This is a genomic window from Stenotrophomonas sp. 62841_Sma, assembly GCF_056482945.1.
Map to the genome: position 1 here is coordinate 829,602 of NZ_CM151224.1, position 18,635 is coordinate 848,236.

Sequence of the window (18,635 nt, forward strand, 5' to 3'; positions counted from 1 at the left end):
GCGGGGAGGGAGCCCGAGCGTAGCGCAGGGATCGCTCAGGCGATGTCGAGGCCCTGCCAGCCATGCTCGCCAGCCAGCTGCTGCAGCAGCGCCGACAGGTTGCGGGCGAAGCCGGCCATGTCGAACAGTCCACTGTGGTCGCGTGCCTGGGCCACTTCGGCGCGCAGCGTGGCCAGCGCCGACGGGTCGTTGCCCAGCGTACTGGCGGTGGCGATGAATGCCGCATCGTCGGCGACATTCATCCGTGCCAGCCCCAGATGGTGATTGAGGCTGCCGGCCACGCGCGCGGCGAAGGTGTCGCCGGGGCAGGTCAGCACCGGGCAGCCGGCCCATAGTGCGTCGGACGCGGTGGTGTGCGCGTTGTACGGATGCGTGTCCAGGAACAGGTCGGCCAGCGCGTAGCGGGCCAGGTACTGCGGGTGGGGCAGCTTCGCCATGAACACCAGCCGTGCCGGGTCCACGCCGGCGGCCTGCGCGGCCGCACGCAGGCGCGCATCGGCCTGGCCCGGGCCGGACAGCAGCCACAGCACGCTGCCGGGCACCGCCTGCAGCACCGCGAAGGCACGGCCCATGCTGCGTGGATTGAGCTTGTAGCTGTTGTTGAAGCAGCAGAACACCACGCCCTGCTCGGGCAGGCCGCACTCGGCCCGGGTCGGCGCCGGCTGCAGCACGCGCGTGTTGTCCGACGGCTGGAACGCGCGCGGCAGGCGCAGCACGCGCTCGCTGTAGTGCGGTTCCAGCGCCGGCGGCAGGGCGAACGCATCGCCGACCACCGCATCCAGCCACGGCGCGCCGGACGTGCCGGGGTAGGCCAGCCAGTTCAATTGCAGCGGGGCAGGGCGCATGGCCAGCACTTCCGGCGTGCCGCCGCCGCCCCAGCCGCGCAGGTCGAACAGCAGGTCGATGCCCTGTGCGCGGATGCGTGCAGCAGTGTCTGCATGGCGCAGTGCGGCCACATCATGCAGCTGCGTGGCCACCTGCAGGCGCTGGCGGATGCGGCTGCCGTCATCGTGGTTCAACGCGAACAGGTGCAGCTGCAACGCCGGGTCATGACGCAACTGCTCGAACAGGGCCACGGTCAACAATCCGGTGGGATGCGCGCCGAAACCATTGGAAAGGAAGCCGACCCGCAGCGGGCCCTGGGAACGCACCTTCACTGGCGGCAACGGCCGCACTGAAGCGGCAACGGCGGATGCCCGGGCACGCGCGCAGGCCAACTGCTCGGCTGCGCTGGCATCTTCGCTGAGGAACGCGAACGGTTCGACCACGCCCTGCCCAGAGGCAAGTGCACCACGTACCTGTGCCGCCAGCGCGTCCACGTCCTGCCAGTCGCACAGGCGACGCTGCCAGGCCAGGCGCTGGGCGGCGATATAGGGTTCGCCCGGCATCAGTGCATGCGCACGGCGATAGGCTGCCGCCGCGCCTTCGGCATCATCGGCATCTTCCAGCGCATGGCCCAGCCACAGCGCAATGCCCGGGTGCTGCGGGGCCAAGGCCGAGGCCTGGCCGAGCAGCTTCGCCGCATCGGCATGCGCGCCGGCCATCCAGGCCACGCGACCCAGCCGTGCCAGTGCTTCAGGGTGGTTCGGGCGCAGCTGCAGTGCACGGCGCGCGGCCTGCTCGCCGGCGGCGATGTCGCCGGCTTCCAGTTCCAGGTCCGCCAGCATCACCCAGGCGACGAAGTCGCCCGGCTGGCGTGCAATCGCCTGTTGCAGGTGCTGCCGCTGCTGCCAGGCCGACATGCGACTCAGCCCGCCGACAACTGGGCCAGGGCGTCGACCTGGTGCTCGTGGCTGAGCCGCTGCAGCAGCGGGTCGAGGTCGCCGGCCAGCACGTTGGGCAGGTCGTACAGGGTCAGGCCTTCCACGCGATGGTCGGTGATCCGGCCCTGCGGGAAGTTGTAGGTGCGGATGCGCTGGCTGCGGTCACCGCTGCCCACCTGCAGGCGCCGCGACTCGGCCTGCGCCGCGTCCTGGCGCTGGCGCTCGGCATCGAGCAGCTGTGCCTTCAGGCGCTTCATCGCCTTGTCGCGGTTGGCGTGCTGGCTGCGCTCGGTCTGGCATTCCACCACCACGCCGGTCGGCACGTGGGTGATGCGGATGGCCGATTCGGTCTTGTTGACGTGCTGGCCGCCGGCACCGGACGAACGGAACGTATCCACCTTCAGGTCGGCCGGGTTGATGACGATGTCATCGACCTCATCGGCCTCGGGAATGATCGCCACGGTGGCCGCCGAGGTATGGATGCGGCCCTGCGATTCGGTGGCCGGCACGCGCTGCACGCGGTGCGTGCCCGATTCGAACTTCAGGCGCGAGAACGCGCCACGCCCGACCACGCGCGCCACCACTTCCTTGTAGCCGCCATGCTCGCCCGGGCTGTCCGATTCGATCTCGACCTTCCAGCCCTGGCGCTCGGCGTAGCGGGCGTACATGCGGAACAGGTCGCCGGCGAAAATCGCGGCCTCGTCGCCGCCGGTGCCGGCGCGCACTTCCAGGAACAGGTTGCCTTCGTCACGCGGGTCGCGCGGCACCAGCAGCAGCGCCAGCTCCTGCTCCAGTTCCTGCAGGCGCGCCTGTGCAGCAGCGATTTCCTCATCGGCCAGCTCGCGCAGGTCCGGGTCGGCGCGCATGCCTTCGGCGGCGGCCAGATCGGCCTTGGCACGGGCTTCATCGGCCAGGGCGATGGCGATCGGTTCAAGTTGGGCGAATTCGCGCGAAAGGTCGCGGAAACGAGTGTTGTCGGCGACCACATCGGGTTCGGCGAGCAGGCGTTCCAGTTCTTCGCGGCGCTCGGCCAGCGCTTCCAGCTTACGGCGCAGGGTCGGCGTCATCGGGTCTCACGGGTGGGTGGCGGTAACCCGGCGTGGCCGGGAACAGGCGCTCGGCGGCGCGGGTCAGGTCGGCATCGCCACTCAGCGCGGCCGCACGCAGGGCGGCGGTCGGCGGATGCAGCAGGCGGTTGGTCAGGCCGTGGGCAAGCAGCTCCAGCACTTCGTCGGCCGGCTTGCCGTTGGCCAGTTGCTGGCGTGCGCGCTCCAGCAGCTCGGCACGGGTGGCTTCGCCGAACGCGCGCAGCTGCCGCAGCGGCGCCTGGTGGGCGCTGGCCTGCTGGGTCTCGACGAAGCGCGACACCTGCAGGTCGATGATCGCCTCGGCTTCGGCGGCGGCCTCGCGGCGGCCACGGCGGTTGTCTTCCACCGCGCGTTCCAGGTCATCAACGGTGTAGAGGAAGGCGTCGTTGAGCGTGCCGACCTCGGCCTCGATGTCGCGCGGTACGGCCAGGTCGAACAGCAGCATCGGCTTGTGCCGGCGCGCGCGCAGGGCCTTGGCCACCATTTCGCGATGGATCACCGGTTCGCGCGCAGCGGTGGCCGAGAACACCACGTCGGCCTCACCCAGGTGGCGGTCCAGTTCGGTCAGCGGCAGCGCCACGCCACCATGTCGGCTGGCCAGTTCCTGCGCGTGGGCGAGGGTGCGGTTGGCGATCAGCAGCCGGCGTACCTTGCCTTCGCTCAGGTGCCGTGCAGCCAGTTCGATGGTCTCGCCGGCACCGACCAGCAGTACGGTGGAATCGTCCAGCCGCGCGAACGCGTTCTGCGCCAGGCGCACCGCAGCCGACGCCACCGATACCGGGTTGGCGCCGACCTGGGTATCGGTGCGCGCACGCTTGGCCACCGAGAAGGTCTGCTGGAACAGGCGGTCCAGGCGTTGGCCGAGCAGGCCATGGTCGCGCGCGGTCGACCAGGCATCCTTCACCTGGCCGAGGATCTGCGGTTCACCCAGCACCATCGAGTCCAGCCCGGTGGCGACCCGGAACAGGTGACGCACGGCCTCGGCGTCGGCGTGCTGGTACAGGTAGCCCTGCAGGTCGCCGGCCTGGGTGTGCAGCCACTGGTCCAGCGCCTGTGCCGAATCGGCCACGGCGTACAGCTCGGTGCGGTTGCAGGTGGACAGCAGCACCGCCTCGGCGATCTGCGGAGTATCGCGCAGCGAACCGAGCGCGCGCGGCAACGCCTCACCGGCGAAGGCCGCGCGCTCGCGCAGCTCCACCGGTGCGGTCTGGTGATTCAGTCCGAGCACCCACAGGGTCATTGTTCAGTTGCTTGCGATAAGCTGCTGGCCATTGGACGACATTTTAAGGCCCCGATGCCGACGATGCCCGCATTGATTCGCATCCCCAGTGTTCTGCTGCTGTCCCTGGCCTGCAGCCAGGCCCTGGCGGCGGTGCCGGCCAAGGCCCCCGTACGGGCCCCGGCCACTGAGGAACTGGCGCTGGAACCGGTGATGGCCGGTGAGTTCGCCCTGCAGGCCGGCAAGCTGGCCGAGGCCGCGCGCTGGTACCTGCAGGCGGCCCAGCAGACCGACGGCGACGCCGGCCTGGCCGAGCGCGCGACCCGCATTTCCATGCTCGCCAACGATGATGCCAGCGCCGCCAAGGGCCTGGCCCTGTGGCAGCAGCGCGCCCCGCGTTCGTTGACCATGCGCAGTGCGGCCGGTGCGCTGGCCATGCGCCAGGGCGATGTGAAGGCGGCCCGCACCGAACTGCAGGGCCTGCTGGCCGACCCCGACGAGCGCGGCTGGAAGTTCGCCCTGGCCGCACTGATCGGTGGCGGCCGTGATCCGGCGGTGCCCGCGCAGGTGCTGGGTGAGCTGGTCGACGCCAATGCCATTCCGCCGAAGATCGAAGCCTGGCAGGAGTTTGGCCGCCTTGCCCTGCGCATGGAAAAGCCCGAGCTGGCCCGGCGCATGATCGATGAAGTGGTCAAGCGCTTCCCGGAAGAGCCACGTGTGGCGCTGCTGCGTGCCAGCCAGCTGCAGCAGGCGGGCGAGACCGGCAAGGCGTTGTCGCTGCTGCACGATGTGGAGCCGAAGACCCGCCAGGACCCGGAACTGCGCAATGCGGTGGCCATTGCCTATGACAGTCTCGGCCAGCCGTCCGCCGCCGAGCGCGTGCTGGCGTTCGGCCCGCAGGACGTGCAGACCTGGGGCATGCGCGCCTCGCTGCTGGCCAAGCAGGGCGACAAGGCCGCGCTGTCCAATCTCTACAACGAACTGTCGCGGCAGGCGGCCAAGCCGGACCCGGCGCAGCGCCTGCTGCTGGGCAAGATCGCCGAGTACCTGAAGCGTTATCCCGAGGCGGTGCAGTGGTACCACAGCGTGCCCGGTGGCGATGAGCTGAGCGAAGCGCGCCTGCGCGCAGCCAATGCCCAGGCCCTGGCCGGGCGCCTGCCGCTGGCGCTGGAAGAAGTGCATGCGATCCAGTCCGATGCGGTGGTCGACGACGACGTGCGTCGCGACGCCTACCTGCTGGAAGCCGAACTGCGCCAGCGCGCCGACGACAGCGCCGGTGAACTGGATGCGCTGGCCCGCGGCCTGGCCGCTTACCCGGATGACAACGGCCTGCTGTACGCCCGAGCGCTCACCTGGGAACGCCGCGACGACATCCCGCGCGCCGAGGCAGATCTGCGCAAGATCCTGGTGACCGAGCCGGAGAACGTGCCGGCTTTGAACGCGCTGGGTTACACCCTGGCCGATCGCACCGGCCGCCTGCAGGAAGCACTGGAGCTGATCGACCGCGCCCGCGTGGCCGAACCGGACAACGCCGCCATCGTCGACAGCTACGGCTGGGTGCTGTATCGCCTGGGCCGCAAGGAAGAGGCACTGGTGCAGCTGCGCCGGGCCTGGACCCTGGCCAAGGACCCGGAGATCGCTTCGCACGTTGGCGAAGTGCTGTGGGTGCTGGGCAAGCACGATGAGGCCCGTCATTTCTTCGAGGAAGCGGCCAAGCTCGACCCTGAAAACCGCGCGCTGCTGCGCGCCCGCGAGAAATTCAATCCATGAGTGTTTTCCTGATCCGGCCGCTGCTGTTGGCGGCCGCGACCCTGGCGGTCAGCGCCTGCACCAGCGTGGGCACGCAGAAGACCCCGGCGCCGGCGGTGGTCGAGATCGTGTCCGCCGAAGCCGCGCAGGCCGAGGCCGCGCGCGTGGCCGCGCTGCAGGCACAGCCGGACTGGGCCTTCCAGGGCCGGGTCGCGGTCAGCAAGGGCAAGGATGGCGGCAGTGGCCGCATCGACTGGAAGCAGGACGGCCGCCGCTACGTGGTCGAATTGAGCGCGCCGGTGACCCGGCAGAGCTGGAAGCTGACCGGCGATACCCATTCCGAAGCTGGCCGTCTGGAAGGGCTGGCCGGCGGTCCGCGTGACGGCGAGGATGCCCAGCAGCTGCTGCTGGAGGCGACTGGCTGGGACATTCCGGTCAACCAGCTGCCGGAGTGGATCCGCGGCCTGGTGGCCGGCGACGCCGCTGGCCCGGAGAAGGTCGAGCGCGACGGTGAAGGCCGGCCGCGTCGCATGCAGCAGATGGGCTGGCAGGTGCAGTACCTGGACTGGTACCCGGCCGAGGCCGGGCGCCCGGCGTTGCCGCGCCGGATCGAAGCCAGCAATGGCGACGCCAAGGTGCGCCTGCTGGTGGACCAGTGGGGGCAGGGTACGCCATGAGTGCCGGGCGCGACGACGCGGGCTGGTCCTGGTGGCCGGCCCCGGCCAAGCTGAACCTGTTCCTGCATATCACCGGCCGCCGCGCCGACGGTTACCACGAGCTGCAGACCGTGTTCCGGCTGCTGGACTGGGGCGACCGCATCGGCCTGCGCCTGCGTGAAGACGGCCAGGTGCGCCGGCAGGGCGAGGGGCTGGCTGGCGTGGCCGAGGCGGATGACCTTGCGGTCCGCGCTGCGCGATTGCTCAAAGAAGTGGCAAATGTCGCGCAAGGTGCGGACATCATCGTTGAAAAGCATGTATCTGCCGGTGGCGGCTTCGGCGGCGGTTCGTCCGATGCCGCCACCGTGCTGGTGGTGCTGAACCGCCTGTGGCGGGCCGGTCTGGACGAGGACGCGCTTGCCGCGCTGGGCCTCCGCCTGGGGGCGGACGTGCCGGTGTTCGTGCGCGGGCGCAATGCCTGGGCCGAAGGGGTGGGCGAGCGCCTGCAGCCGATCGTGCTGGAACCGGCCTGGTATGTGGTGGTTGAACCGGGCGTTCATGTTCCCACCCCGGCCCTGTTTGCAGACCCGGATTTGACGCGCGACAGCCCAGTGGCGAAAATAGAGGACTTCGCTTCCGGAACCCTGGTCGGGAACGCGTTCGAACCGGTGCTGCGCCGCCGTGAGCCTGCCGTCGAGGCAGCGTTCGCAGCGTTGAGCGACATCGGCACGGCGCGGCTGACCGGTTCGGGAAGTGGTTGTTTCGTCGAGTTCGCATCGCAGTCTGCCGCAGAGCAGGGACGGTCGAAGTTGCCGAAGGAGTTGCGGGCAAGGGTGGCAGCGGGCGTTGCGCGTTCGCCACTGCTGGATGCACTCGAGCAACACTGATTTATCAATGCAGGGGCGTCGCCAAGAGGCCCAAGGCACCAGGTTTTGATCCTGGCATTCGTAGGTTCGAATCCTACCGCCCCTGCCAATAGCGGCTGTGTCCGCGCCTTCCAGCGCATCGCCTGCGCGGGACGTGGAAACAACCGCGGTGTTGTCAGCAGCAAGGGTCCATCGGGTCCTTGCCGACTCCGGATCCCCGCCACTCGTCCCCGCCCGAGACAATCATGATGCAAGAGTCCCCGAACCTGCTGGTCTTTTCCGGCAACGCCAACAAACGTCTGGCGCAGAACATCTGCAAGGAACTTGGGGTTCGCCCGGGCAAGGCGCTGGTCTCGCACTTCTCCGACGGCGAAGTGCAGGTGGAAATCGAAGAGAACGTCCGCAAGCAGGACGTGTTCGTGATCCAGCCGACCTGTGCGCCGAGCGCGGAAAACCTGATGGAACTGCTGGTGCTGATCGACGCGCTCAAGCGCGCATCGGTGGCCAGCGTGACCGCCGTGGTGCCGTACTTCGGCTACTCGCGCCAGGATCGCCGCATGCGCTCCTCGCGCGTGCCGATCACCGCCAAGCTGGCGGCCAAGATGTTCAGCACCGCTGGCGCTGATCGCGTGCTGACCGTCGACCTGCACGCCGACCAGATCCAGGGCTTCTTCGATATTCCGGTGGACAACGTGTATGCGTCCCCGTTGCTGCTGGCCGACATCTGGCGCGCCTACGGCACCGAGAACCTGATCGTTGTGTCGCCGGACGTGGGCGGCGTGGTCCGCGCCCGTGCGGTCGCCAAGCGCCTGGATGATGCCGATCTGGCGATCATCGACAAGCGCCGCCCGCGCGCCAACGTCTCCACCGTGATGAACATCATCGGTGACGTCGAAGGCAAGACCTGCGTGATGGTCGATGACATCGTCGATACCGCCGGCACCCTGTGCGCCGCTGCCGCTGCCCTGAAGGCGCGCGGTGCGCTCAAGGTCGCCGCCTACTGCACCCATGCGGTGCTGTCGGGCCCGGCGGTGGACAACATCACCAATTCCCAGCTCGACGAGCTGGTGGTGACCGACACCATCCCGCTGAAGGACGCAGCGCGGGTGTGCAGCAAGATCCGCCAGCTGAGCGTGGCGGAAATGCTGGCCGAAACGATGCGCCGCATCGCCTTCGGCGAGTCGGTCAGCTCGCTGTACGTCGACTGAGTTTTTCGTCCCTGCCGGCAACGGCGGGGACATACCCCGGGTGCTTCTGGTCGCGGAAGCATCTTCAACCGCCACGCCGCAGGGCGCGGCAACAACCTGAGTAGTCGAAAATGTCGAAGACCCATGAAATCAAGGTCACCAAGCGTGAACTGCAGCGTAAGGGTGCGAGCCGCCGCCTGCGTCACGCTGGTGTGATCCCGGCCATCGTGTACGGCGGCAACGCCGAGCCGGTCGCCATCAGCCTGGACCACAACGAAATCTGGCTGGCCCAGCAGAACGAGTGGTTCTATGCCTCGATCCTGGACCTGAACCTGGACGGCCAGGTGCAGAAGGTCCTGCTGCGTGACATGCAGCGCCATCCGTACAAGCAGCTGATCATGCACCTGGACTTCCAGCGCGTGAACGAGAACGAAGCCCTGACCGCTTCGGTCCCGCTGCACTTCATCAACGAAGACACCTCGCCGGCCGGCAAGGCTGCCGACGTCGTGGTCACCCACGAACTGAAGGAAGTGACCATCACCTGCCTGCCGAAGGACCTGCCGGAGTCGATCGAAGTCGACCTGGGCGAGCTGAAGGCCGGTGACGTGGTGTACCTGTCCAACATCAAGCTGCCGAAGGGCGTGGAAATCCCGGCCCTGGCGCTGGGCAAGGACCACGACGACGCCATCGTCACCGCCAAGGCCGGCAAGGCCGACGCGGCTGACGAAGAAGCGGCTGCCGCCGAGTAATACCGCTACGGTGCCTGCCTCCGGGCAGGCACCGTATTGGAAGGAACCATGGCAGGACTGCGACTGATTGTCGGTCTGGGCAACCCCGGATCGGAACACGCCCGGACCCGGCACAATGCCGGGTTTCATTTCGTTGAGGCCCTGGCGGAAAAAGCCGGTGCACGATGGAATGTGGACAGCAAGCTGTTCGGTGAGACCGCCAAGGTCGAGATCGCCGGGCAGACGGTGTGGCTGCTCAAGCCCGCCACCTTCATGAACCTCAGCGGCAAGTCGGTCACCGCCGCACAGCGGTTCTGGAAGATCGAGCCGGAAGAAACCCTGCTGGCCCACGACGAACTGGACCTGGCGCCCGGCGTGGCGCGGCTGAAGTTCGACGGTGGCCACGGTGGCCAGAACGGCCTGCGCGACACCATCCGCCTGCTCGGCCACGGAAAGTTCCATCGCCTGCGCGTGGGCATCGGCCACCCCGGCCACAAGGACCGCGTGGTGGGTTGGGTGCTTGGTCGCCCGTCGAAGGACGACGACGTGCTGATCGCGCGCGCCATCGATGATGCGATCGACGTGCTGCCGCTGGCGGTGCAGGGCGATTTCAGCGAAGCGATGAAGCGGCTGCACACCCCGAAATAGCCCGCTTTCGGTAGGTGCCAACCTTGGTTGGCACACAATGATCGACACCGAGATGGATTGGCCAAGCAGCGCGCGCGCTGTTTCACCAATCACTTTCACCCCAGAGAGCTGTCACCCATGGGTATCAAATGCGGCATCGTCGGCCTGCCCAACGTCGGCAAGTCGACCCTGTTCAATGCGCTGACCAAGGCGGGTATCGCCGCGGCGAACTTCCCGTTCTGCACCATCGAACCGAACGTCGGCATCGTGCCGGTGCCGGATCCGCGCCTGAACGAGCTGGCAGCGATCATCAACCCGCAGAAGGTCATCCCGACCGCAGTCGAATTCGTCGACATCGCCGGCCTGGTGGCCGGTGCCGCCAGCGGTGAAGGCCTGGGCAACAAGTTCCTGGCGCACATCCGCGAAGTCGATGCGATCACCCACGTGGTGCGCTGCTTCGAGAACGCCGACGTCATCCACGTCAACAACAAGGTCGACCCGATCTCGGACATCGAAACCATCGATACCGAGCTGGCGCTGGCCGACCTGGACAGCGTCGAGAAGGCGCTGAACCGCGCCGAGCGTGCGGCCAAGGGGGGTGACAAGGACGCCGCGGCGCGCAAGCCGGTGCTGGCCAAGCTGCAGGCGGCGCTGTCCGACGGCAAGTCCGGCCGTTCGGTGGGCCTGGACGAGGAAGAGAAGGCGCTGGTGCGCGATCTGTTCCTGCTGACCCTGAAGCCGGTGATGTACATCGCCAACGTGCTGGAAGACGGTTTCGACAACAACCCGCACCTGGAAGCCGTGCGTGCGCATGCTGCCGCCGAAGGCGCGCAGGTGGTGCCGGTGTCGGCCGCGATCGAAGAAGAGCTGTCCCAGCTCGATGACGAAGACCGCGATACCTTCCTGGCCGACCTGGGCCTGAGCGAGCCGGGCCTGAACCGCGTGATCAACGCGGCCTACAGCCTGCTCGGCCTGCAGACCTACTTCACCGCCGGCGTGAAGGAAGTCCGTGCGTGGACCGTGCGCAAGGGCGCCACCGCCCCGCAGGCCGCCGCGGTCATCCACACCGACTTCGAGAAGGGCTTCATCCGCGCTGAAACCATCGCGTATGACGACTTCATCAAGTACAAGGGCGAAGCCGGCGCCAAGGAAGCCGGTCGCCTGCGCCTGGAAGGCAAGGAATACCGCGTGCAGGAAGGCGACATCCTGCACTTCCGCTTCAACGTCTGATCCAGCAGCAACGGATCGACCCCGGACGCCCCGCCTTGTGCGGGGCGTTCGCGTTTCTGGTGATGGACAAAAAAGCACCAGGCTGCGAAACGCTTGCGGTGCGACGTTTGCCGGCACTTGTCCACAGCAAACTCCCATCGCTTTCCACGCCCCATGTGGAAAACCGTGGGGGCGGATCCCTTTCCACGGGAAAGGGCTCCGACCCCGATCAGTGCAGTCGGACCGTGGACAGAATTTCACCACGCTTCGAAACGCCTGCGCTGCAATGCTCGCGCCCACTTGTCCACACCAAGTTCCCATCGCTCTCCACGTCCGGTGTGGAAAACAATCGAAGGGCATGGACAAAAAATCACCACGTCCGGAAACGCCCGCACTGCAAGCCTCGCGGCCACTTGTCCACACCAAGTTCCCATCGCTTTCCACGCGCGGTGTGGAAAACCCGTGTGGCCCGCTCTGGTAGTCGCCCACCTTGGTGGGCGCGTGGCAGATCAGTGCCCACCAAGGTGGGCATCTACCAGAGCCAGGTTCCCAAACAACAAGTCCCGCCAATGGCGGGCCCTGTCGTCCACGTTCTGCAATGCGGCGTGCCTTACAGCGCGCTGCCACCGAACTTGTGGGTGTACTGCAGGTTGATGGTGCGGCCGACGCTGTCGAACCAGGACACGTCGTAGTACGGATACGCGGTGTAGGTGGCGTCCTTCGGCGGCATCTTGTTGAACACGTTGACCACCGACAGGGACAGGCGCGAGTGGTCGTCGAAGCGGTACTGCAGCGACGCGTTGTAGCGGTAGGTCGCCTTGATGTACGGGCTGTCGCCGCTGTCCCAGTCGAAGGTCTGGCCGTAGCTGTCATAGGTTGGCAGCTTGCCAAGTCGTGAACCGTAGACTGTGGCCGACCATGCAGCCTTCTCCCAGGTCACGCTCAGGCTGGTTTTGGTGCGTGGAATATCGAAACCGCTGTTGACCGCGAACTGATCTTCGACGGGGTCGCCGGGGTAGCGCTGGAAGTCGTGCTTCTTCACCCAGGTGTGGGTGCCGTTGAGGATGAAGTCGCCGATACCGGTCTGCAGGCGGTAACGCAAGCCGATGTCGATGCCGGAGGTGGATTCGCGGGCGACGTTGATCGGGGCGACACGCACGCCGTACAGGCGGCCATCACTGGTGCGGGTAACGCGGTCGAGCGCGTCCACGCAGGTCGGTGAATTGATGTCGGCACTGCCGAGGCGGCAGTTCGCTTCACTGGCCAGGATCGTGCGCACGTCCATGTCCTGCACCTGCTTGCGCATGTCGATGTCGAACCAGTCCACCGACAGATCCAGGCCGATTGCCGGCGACCAGACGAAGCCGGCACTCCACGAGGTGCTGGTTTCCGGGTCGAGCTGGCGATTCCCGGTGCGGCTGCGGATGATGCTGACGTCTTCGTCGCATTCGGTGCCATTGGCGCGACAGTCGTACAGATCCACTACGTCAGTCTCGTCGTTGCCCGGGCCGGCGAACACGTAGTGCAGGTCCGGTGCGCGGAACGCGGTGCCATACGAACCGCGTACCAGAAGCGTGTCGATCGGGCGCCATTCCAGGCCGCCGCTCCAGGTTGCCTTGCCGATGGTGTGGCCGGAATAGCGGTACTGGTCGTAGCGGCCTGCCACGCTCAGGTTGACCGTCTCGTGCAGGGGCATGCGCAGTTCGGCCGCTGTGGCCCAGCGGTTGCGCGAACCGTTGCCGTCCGAATCCTTCCAGCTGTAGTAGTAGTACTGGGTCGCCAGCGGATCGGGATTGAGCGAGTACGCCTGCTGGCCCACTTCCACGGTCGCGGCGAAGCCGGCATCACCCCCCGGCAGGCCGAACAGCGCGGAATTGGTCAGCGTTAACGCAGCCGTTTCGGTGCGCGACTTCGGGGTGTAGGTGGTGCGCGCTGCGATCGAATCGTACTCGGCGCGGGTCAGCGGCCGGTACAGGCGTGACGGGTCGGCATTGAAAATCGGGAATACGTTGCCTTCGTCATCGGTGTAATCGCCCAACTGCGGGCCCAGGAACAGGTCATTGGCTTTGGCGGCGATGATCTTCGCCCAGCTGATCCGCGACTGGTACTGCGAATGGCTCAGGGCCGCTTCGTAGTCCCAGTTGCCGGTCAGATTGCCCTTGAAGCCAGTGGTCACGCTGAAGGTCTTCTGCGTGCTGCGCACCATGCCGTTGCGCAGGCCGCCCATTTCCTCCGGCGAAAACTGGCGGTTCCAGGATTCGATCTGTTGATCGGCCTCCGTGCTGGCAATGTTTCTGAAATAGCCCGCTTCATTGCCGTCTGAGCTCATGTAGCCCCAGGACGTCACATCGCGCATCAGCGACATCGTGTGATAACCCAGCTGCACGTCGGCGAACCACTGCTGGCCGTTGTCGAAGTCGTAGCTCAGCGAGGCGTAGCCATTGGCGCCGCGGCGCTTGCTGAGGATGGTGCCGTAGCCGATTGACGTATCGCTGCCACAATACCAGCCGGAGCGCGGCCGGTAGGCATGGTAAGTACTGCCCTGGTTCTGCCCGGCCAGCGCTTCGCAGGTGGTCGCGCCCGGATCCAGATAGTCGTCGTTGTAGTCCGTGCGCAGATAGGCGCGACGAGCGGCACGCGTACGTTCAGTCGGTGCGTCCTGGGTCGAATCCTGGATGTCGCGCTCGTACGCCCACAGCGGGGTCTGCGACTGCAGTTCAACGCTGTACACGGCGTTGAAGTTGCCACGGCTGAAGCCACTGGCCAGGCTCATGTCGAACGACTCGCCACCGCCTTCGCTGGTGGTGCCCATGCGCATGTCGACGGTGGTGCCGTCGGCCTTCTTCTTCAGGATGAAGTTGACCACGCCGGCGATCGCGTCCGAACCGTAGATGGCCGAGGCACTGCCGGTCAGCACTTCGATGCGCTCGATCATGCCCAGCGGGATGTTGGAGACATCGGTGAAGTTGCTGCGGCCCTTGAACGGCATCGGGAAGTCGGCGATGCGGCGGCCATTGACCAGCACCAGCGTGTGGTTCGGGCCCAGCCCGCGCAGGTCCACCTGCTGGGCGCCCGGCGAGAAGTCGGCGCCGCTGGACGACTGCTGGCTCTGCGTCTCACCGCCGTTCTGGGTCATCGAGCGCAGCACGTCGGGCACGCTGGTGAAGCCGCTGGAGCGGATCTGCTCGGCGCTGATCACCGTGATCGGGGCGGGGCCTTCCACCTGAGCGCGCGGAATGCGCGAACCGGTGACCTGCACCGCATCCAGTTGTTGAACCGAAGAGGAGGCCGGTGCCTGGGCCGCCGCGGAAGCAGCCACGCCCATCAACGCCAGCTGGATCGACCACGCCATCGCCTTTCTACGCATGAGGAATTCTCGGAAATGAAGCCGGCCCGCAGAGGAGGGGCCCTGTCCCCCATTCAGATTTCCGGAATGGGCGCGCGCATTTAACGCCTTTTTTATGCCCTTGACTACTGGGTCCCTATCTGGCAAAGAGTGAAAACGCTTGCAAGTCGATTTTGTTCAGGGAGATCAAGATGCGACGCCTCCATTGCACCCTGCGTGCCCCCTTCGCCTGGCTGGCGCTGCTGGTGTTGGCCGTGCCGTTGGCCGCCCTTGCGCAGGACCTGCAGGGCCCGGGCTTCGCCTACTACGAAGCCGGGGATCTCGACGCACCCCGGCCCGGCCCGCGCGCGCCGGCCATGATGCTGATGGGCGGTGGCGAATGGGTGCCGGAGGCCTTTCACTGGTGGCTGAAGCAGGCCGGTAACGGCCGCGTGCTGATCCTGCGCGCTTCCGGTAGTGATGAACTGCAGGACCGCCTGTATCGCGAGATTGGCGGGACCACCGCAGTGCAGACGCTGGTCTTCGACAGCCGCCGCGGCGCCGACGATCCGGCCGTGCTGCGCGTGGTGGCTGCGGCCGATGCCATCTTCATTGCCGGTGGTGACCAGTCGCGCTACATCCGCTTCTGGAAGGGCACCGCGCTCAACCGCGCGCTCAATGCCCATGTGCGCGCCGGCAAGCCGATTGCCGGTACCAGCGCCGGGCTGGCCATCCTCGGTGGCTATGCCTACGGCGCGATGGACGGCGGCAGCATCACCTCCGCCGGTGCGCTGGCCGACCCGATGGGCAGTGCGGTGACCATGGACAGTGGCTTCCTGCAGATGCCCTACCTGCAGCGCGTGGTCACCGACACCCACTTCGACAAGCGCGATCGGCTCGGCCGCCTGATCGTGTTCGTGGCGCGCGCCGCGCAGGACAGTGGCGACCCCGACATCGTCGGCATCGGCGTCGACGAGGACACCGCCCTGTGCGTGGAGCCCGATGGCCAGGCACAGGTCTACAGCGCCGACGGCGAAGGCAAGGTCTGGGTGGTCAGCCCCGGCCGCGATGCCGACCGTCTGGTCGAGGGCGAGCCGCTGCGCTTCCACGCGGTGCCGGTAACGGTGGTCGCCAGCGGCAGCCGCATGCGCCTGGACGATTTCCAGGCCGAGGCCGATTACCAGGCGATGGCCGACGTCAGCGACGGCGAGATTGAGTTCACGCTTCGGTAGTGCCGGCCGCTGGCCGGCAACTCGCCTTCCCTGATGCGCCCCTTGCCGGCCAGCGGCCGGCACTACCCCGCAATCCATTCCCTCGTTCTGCTGGAGACGTACCCGATGAAACTGCGCCTGGCGCTGTCCGCACTGTTGTCCCTGCCCATGCTTGCCCAGGCCGCACCGACGGCTTCACCGCTGCTGGTCATCCACGGCGGCGCCGGCGTCGAGCGCAAGGACCTGTCGCCGGCCGAGGAAAAGGCCGCACGTGACGCGCTGCGGGCGGCCCTGTTGAAGGGGCATGCGGAGCTGGCGGCGGGTCGCCCCGCGTTGGCTGCAGTCACCGCTGCGATCACCGTCCTGGAGGACGATCCCACCTTCAACGCCGGCAAGGGCGCGGTGTTCACCCATGACGGCCACAACGAGCTGGATGCCGCAGTGATGGACGGGGCCACCCAGGCGGCGGGCGCGGTGGCCGGCGTGCAGCGGGTGCGCAACCCGATCCTGCTGGCGCAGACCGTGATGCAGAAATCCAGGCACGTGATGATGGTGGGGCAGGGCGCCGAAGCCTTCGCGGTCGAGCAGGGGATGTCTCTGGCCGATCCCTCCTACTTCCGTACGGAGAAGCGTTGGCAGCAGCTGCAGCGTGCACTGAAGGAAGAGGCCAGTGGCCAGGCGCATGCCGACCTGGAGACTGCAAAGCACTTCGGGACCGTCGGTGCGGTCGCATTGGATGCGCAGGGGCACCTGGCCGCCGGTACCTCCACTGGTGGCATGACCAACAAGCGCTATGGCCGGGTGGGTGACTCGCCGATCATCGGTGCAGGCACCTGGGCTGATGCGCGCTGTGCGGTGTCCGGCACCGGCTGGGGCGAGTACTACATCCGCACCGCGGCCGCGCACGAGATCTGCGCACGCATGCGCTACCAGGGGCAGACGCCGGAACAGGCCGGCAAGGGCGTGATCAACGAGACGATTCCGCAGATGGGGGGTGACGGCGGTGCGATCGTGCTCGCTGCAGACGGAAAAATGGCCACGCCATTCAACACCCAGGGCATGTATCGGGGCTGGATCGGCGGCGACGGCGTCCCTCATGTCGCAATTTTCGCCAACGAGACCCTTGCGGTCCCGGGGCAATAACCTTGCGTATCAATGGGTTTGCGACAGCGTGTGAAAAAAGTGGAAAAAAGCGTTGACAGCCCCCCGTCCCATCAGCAGAATAAGCGGCTCACCACCACACACCGCAACGCTTCGGCGGCAACGGAATGGGGTGGTAAGGAGGGATACCCAAGCGGCCAACGGGGGCAGACTGTAAATCTGCTGGCTTACGCCTTCGGTGGTTCGAATCCACCTCCCTCCACCAGTTTCACGTTGTGACATTCCCGGCGCGGGAGTAGTTCAATGGTAGAACCTCAGCCTTCCAAGCTGATGGTGCGGGTTCGATTCCCGTCTCCCGCTCCATTGAATGAACTTTGAATATTATCGAGTTCATGTCATAATGCAAAACTCGGCTCACGTAGCTCAGTCGGTAGAGCACTTCCTTGGTAAGGAAGAGGTCGAAGGTTCGATTCCTTTCGTGAGCACCATCTTAAGCATCACCTCTCAGACGAATTCGAGATAAGCAGCCATGGCCAAGGGTAAGTTCGAGCGCACCAAGCCGCACGTCAATGTCGGCACCATCGGTCACGTCGACCACGGCAAGACCACGCTGACCGCCGCACTGACCAAGATCGGTGCCGAGCGCTTCGGTGGCGAGTTCAAGGACTACTCCTCGATCGACGCCGCGCCGGAAGAAAAGGCGCGTGGTATCACGATCTCGACCGCGCACGTCGAATACGAATCCCCGGTCCGTCACTACGCCCACGTCGATTGCCCGGGCCATGCTGACTACGTCAAGAACATGATCACCGGTGCCGCCCAGATGGACGGCGCGATCCTGGTGTGCTCGGCCGCTGACGGCCCGATGCCGCAGACCCGCGAGCACATCCTGCTGTCGCGTCAGGTCGGCGTGCCGTACATCGTCGTGTTCCTGAACAAGGCCGACATGGTTGACGACGCCGAGCTGCTCGAGCTGGTCGAGATGGAAGTGCGCGAGCTGCTGAGCAAGTACGACTTCCCGGGCGACGACACCCCGATCATCGCCGGTTCGGCCCGTCTGGCGCTGGAAGGCGACCAGAGCGACATCGGCGTGCCGGCCATCCTGAAGCTGGTCGATGCCCTGGACAGCTGGATTCCGGAGCCGGAGCGTGCGATCGACAAGCCGTTCCTGATGCCGGTGGAAGACGTGTTCTCGATCTCGGGCCGCGGCACCGTGGTGACCGGTCGTATCGAGCGCGGCGTGATCAAGGTTGGCGACGAAATCGAAATCGTCGGCATCCGTCCGGTGCAGAAGACCACCGTGACCGGCGTTGAAATGTTCCGCAAGCTGCTGGACCAGGGTCAGGCAGGCGACAACGCTGGCCTGCTGCTGCGCGGCACCAAGCGTGACGACGTCGAGCGTGGCCAGGTTCTGGCCAAGCCGGGTTCGATCAAGCCGCACACCAAGTTCGAAGGCGAAGTCTACGTCCTGTCGAAGGACGAGGGCGGCCGTCACACCCCGTTCTTCAACGGCTACCGTCCGCAGTTCTACTTCCGCACCACCGACATCACCGGCGCAGCTGCTCTGCCGGAAGGCGTCGAAATGGTGATGCCGGGTGACAACGTCAAGATGGTCGTCACCCTGATCAACCCGGTGGCAATGGACGAAGGCCTGCGCTTCGCCATCCGCGAAGGCGGCCGTACCGTCGGCGCCGGCGTGGTCTCGAAGATCATCGAGTAAGCCTGCAGTACCGGTGGTTGCATAGCGCCGCCGGTTACGCGAATGGCGGGCCGGGAACCTCGGTCCGCCTTCGCCGTCTAAGGGAAGGCAAGTTTCAACACGTACGCCAGTAGCTCAATTGGCAGAGCAGCGGTCTCCAAAACCGCAGGTTGGGGGTTCGAGTCCCTCCTGGCGTGCCATCTGCCC

14 protein-coding genes and 5 tRNA genes are annotated in these 18,635 nt (G+C 66.6%); 15 read left to right on the forward strand and 4 right to left on the reverse strand.

Annotated elements, in window-relative coordinates:
• Nucleotides 1–35: 35 nt before the first annotated feature.
• The 3 genes from ACZK5G_RS03755 to hemA are packed head-to-tail and all read right to left on the reverse strand — an operon-like array spanning nucleotide 36 to nucleotide 4,091.
• Complete coding sequence (locus ACZK5G_RS03755; protein ID WP_478465390.1) at nucleotides 36–1,742, reverse strand: O-linked N-acetylglucosamine transferase, SPINDLY family protein; 1,707 nt, start codon at nucleotides 1,740–1,742, stop codon at nucleotides 36–38.
• 5 nt (nucleotides 1,743–1,747) lie between these two features.
• Nucleotides 1,748–2,830: a peptide chain release factor 1 gene (gene prfA, locus ACZK5G_RS03760; RefSeq protein ID WP_010481754.1), complete on the reverse strand. Its 1,083-nt coding sequence runs from the start codon at nucleotides 2,828–2,830 to the stop codon at nucleotides 1,748–1,750.
• Nucleotides 2,808–4,091, reverse strand: a complete 1,284-nt coding sequence (gene hemA, locus ACZK5G_RS03765; protein WP_010481752.1) for a glutamyl-tRNA reductase — start codon at nucleotides 4,089–4,091, stop codon at nucleotides 2,808–2,810. Before hemA ends, prfA begins: the two co-directional genes overlap by 23 nt.
• A gap of 63 nt (nucleotides 4,092–4,154) precedes the next feature.
• Here hemA and ACZK5G_RS03770 point away from each other — a divergent pair, with 63 nt between their 5' ends.
• The 8 genes from ACZK5G_RS03770 (at nucleotide 4,155) to ychF (ending at nucleotide 11,113) form a co-directional block, all read left to right on the forward strand.
• On the forward strand, nucleotides 4,155–5,840 hold the full coding sequence (locus ACZK5G_RS03770) for a tetratricopeptide repeat protein (protein ID WP_195763241.1): 1,686 nt from the start codon (nucleotides 4,155–4,157) through the stop codon (nucleotides 5,838–5,840).
• Nucleotides 5,837–6,496 carry a lipoprotein insertase outer membrane protein LolB gene (gene lolB / locus ACZK5G_RS03775; RefSeq protein WP_478465391.1) on the forward strand — a complete coding sequence of 220 codons (660 nt, stop codon included), beginning with the start codon at nucleotides 5,837–5,839 and terminating at the stop codon, nucleotides 6,494–6,496. Before ACZK5G_RS03770 ends, lolB begins: the two co-directional genes overlap by 4 nt.
• Entirely contained in the window at nucleotides 6,493–7,362 is an 870-nt protein-coding gene (gene ispE / locus ACZK5G_RS03780; RefSeq protein WP_478465393.1) for a 4-(cytidine 5'-diphospho)-2-C-methyl-D-erythritol kinase, read from the forward strand. Before lolB ends, ispE begins: the two co-directional genes overlap by 4 nt.
• Before the next feature lie 11 nt (nucleotides 7,363–7,373).
• Nucleotides 7,374–7,450 (forward strand) — tRNA-Gln (locus ACZK5G_RS03785).
• Between the two features lie 139 nt (nucleotides 7,451–7,589).
• Nucleotides 7,590–8,549, forward strand: a complete 960-nt coding sequence (locus ACZK5G_RS03790) for a ribose-phosphate diphosphokinase (RefSeq protein ID WP_005415400.1) — start codon at nucleotides 7,590–7,592, stop codon at nucleotides 8,547–8,549.
• A 110-nt stretch (nucleotides 8,550–8,659) separates the two neighbouring features.
• Nucleotides 8,660–9,277 (forward strand): 50S ribosomal protein L25/general stress protein Ctc, encoded by a 618-nt coding sequence (locus tag ACZK5G_RS03795; RefSeq protein ID WP_014036085.1) that lies wholly within the window; start codon nucleotides 8,660–8,662, stop codon nucleotides 9,275–9,277.
• Between the two features lie 48 nt (nucleotides 9,278–9,325).
• Nucleotides 9,326–9,904, forward strand: coding sequence for an aminoacyl-tRNA hydrolase (gene pth / locus ACZK5G_RS03800; RefSeq protein WP_049422892.1), 579 nt, complete (start codon nucleotides 9,326–9,328; stop codon nucleotides 9,902–9,904).
• A gap of 117 nt (nucleotides 9,905–10,021) precedes the next feature.
• Nucleotides 10,022–11,113, forward strand: coding sequence for a redox-regulated ATPase YchF (gene ychF / locus ACZK5G_RS03805; RefSeq protein ID WP_049462700.1), 1,092 nt, complete (start codon nucleotides 10,022–10,024; stop codon nucleotides 11,111–11,113).
• Nucleotides 11,114–11,702: 589 nt separating this feature from the next.
• Here the strand turns inward: ychF and ACZK5G_RS03810 are convergent.
• Nucleotides 11,703–14,459 (reverse strand): TonB-dependent receptor plug domain-containing protein, encoded by a 2,757-nt coding sequence (locus ACZK5G_RS03810; RefSeq protein ID WP_478465395.1) that lies wholly within the window; start codon nucleotides 14,457–14,459, stop codon nucleotides 11,703–11,705.
• A 170-nt stretch (nucleotides 14,460–14,629) separates the two neighbouring features.
• On the opposite strand from ACZK5G_RS03810, the gene ACZK5G_RS03815 reads away from it, so the two are divergent.
• The 7 genes from ACZK5G_RS03815 (at nucleotide 14,630) to ACZK5G_RS03845 (ending at nucleotide 18,628) form a co-directional block, all read left to right on the forward strand.
• Complete coding sequence (locus ACZK5G_RS03815) at nucleotides 14,630–15,649, forward strand: cyanophycinase (protein ID WP_134951748.1); 1,020 nt, start codon at nucleotides 14,630–14,632, stop codon at nucleotides 15,647–15,649.
• 105 nt (nucleotides 15,650–15,754) lie between these two features.
• The gene (locus ACZK5G_RS03820; protein WP_478465398.1) at nucleotides 15,755–16,771 is read left to right on the forward strand and encodes an isoaspartyl peptidase/L-asparaginase family protein; all 1,017 of its coding nucleotides are present in this window, start codon (nucleotides 15,755–15,757) and stop codon (nucleotides 16,769–16,771) included.
• Nucleotides 16,772–16,908: 137 nt separating this feature from the next.
• Nucleotides 16,909–16,994: transfer RNA gene (locus ACZK5G_RS03825), tRNA-Tyr, on the forward strand.
• Nucleotides 16,995–17,018: 24 nt separating this feature from the next.
• Nucleotides 17,019–17,092, forward strand: a tRNA-Gly gene (locus ACZK5G_RS03830).
• A 49-nt stretch (nucleotides 17,093–17,141) separates the two neighbouring features.
• Nucleotides 17,142–17,217 (forward strand) — tRNA-Thr (locus ACZK5G_RS03835).
• A 41-nt stretch (nucleotides 17,218–17,258) separates the two neighbouring features.
• Complete coding sequence (gene tuf / locus ACZK5G_RS03840) at nucleotides 17,259–18,449, forward strand: elongation factor Tu (protein WP_004154360.1); 1,191 nt, start codon at nucleotides 17,259–17,261, stop codon at nucleotides 18,447–18,449.
• Between the two features lie 103 nt (nucleotides 18,450–18,552).
• A tRNA-Trp gene (locus ACZK5G_RS03845) sits at nucleotides 18,553–18,628 on the forward strand.
• The last annotated feature ends 7 nt before the right edge of the window (nucleotides 18,629–18,635 follow it).

What these genes read in the sequence shown, in the direction of transcription:
- ACZK5G_RS03755 (WP_478465390.1), bottom strand. Translation starts at nt 1,742, where the DNA reads ATGTCGGCCTGGCAGCAGCGGCAGCACCTGCAACAGGCGATTGCACGC.
- prfA (WP_010481754.1), bottom strand. Translation starts at nt 2,830, where the DNA reads ATGACGCCGACCCTGCGCCGTAAGCTGGAAGCGCTGGCCGAGCGCCGC.
- hemA (WP_010481752.1), bottom strand. Translation starts at nt 4,091, where the DNA reads ATGACCCTGTGGGTGCTCGGACTGAATCACCAGACCGCACCGGTGGAG.
- ACZK5G_RS03770 (WP_195763241.1), top strand. Translation starts at nt 4,155, where the DNA reads ATGCCCGCATTGATTCGCATCCCCAGTGTTCTGCTGCTGTCCCTGGCC.
- lolB (WP_478465391.1), top strand. Translation starts at nt 5,837, where the DNA reads ATGAGTGTTTTCCTGATCCGGCCGCTGCTGTTGGCGGCCGCGACCCTG.
- ispE (WP_478465393.1), top strand. Translation starts at nt 6,493, where the DNA reads ATGAGTGCCGGGCGCGACGACGCGGGCTGGTCCTGGTGGCCGGCCCCG.
- ACZK5G_RS03790 (WP_005415400.1), top strand. Translation starts at nt 7,590, where the DNA reads ATGCAAGAGTCCCCGAACCTGCTGGTCTTTTCCGGCAACGCCAACAAA.
- ACZK5G_RS03795 (WP_014036085.1), top strand. Translation starts at nt 8,660, where the DNA reads ATGTCGAAGACCCATGAAATCAAGGTCACCAAGCGTGAACTGCAGCGT.
- pth (WP_049422892.1), top strand. Translation starts at nt 9,326, where the DNA reads ATGGCAGGACTGCGACTGATTGTCGGTCTGGGCAACCCCGGATCGGAA.
- ychF (WP_049462700.1), top strand. Translation starts at nt 10,022, where the DNA reads ATGGGTATCAAATGCGGCATCGTCGGCCTGCCCAACGTCGGCAAGTCG.
- ACZK5G_RS03810 (WP_478465395.1), bottom strand. Translation starts at nt 14,459, where the DNA reads ATGCGTAGAAAGGCGATGGCGTGGTCGATCCAGCTGGCGTTGATGGGC.
- ACZK5G_RS03815 (WP_134951748.1), top strand. Translation starts at nt 14,630, where the DNA reads ATGCGACGCCTCCATTGCACCCTGCGTGCCCCCTTCGCCTGGCTGGCG.
- ACZK5G_RS03820 (WP_478465398.1), top strand. Translation starts at nt 15,755, where the DNA reads ATGAAACTGCGCCTGGCGCTGTCCGCACTGTTGTCCCTGCCCATGCTT.
- tuf (WP_004154360.1), top strand. Translation starts at nt 17,259, where the DNA reads ATGGCCAAGGGTAAGTTCGAGCGCACCAAGCCGCACGTCAATGTCGGC.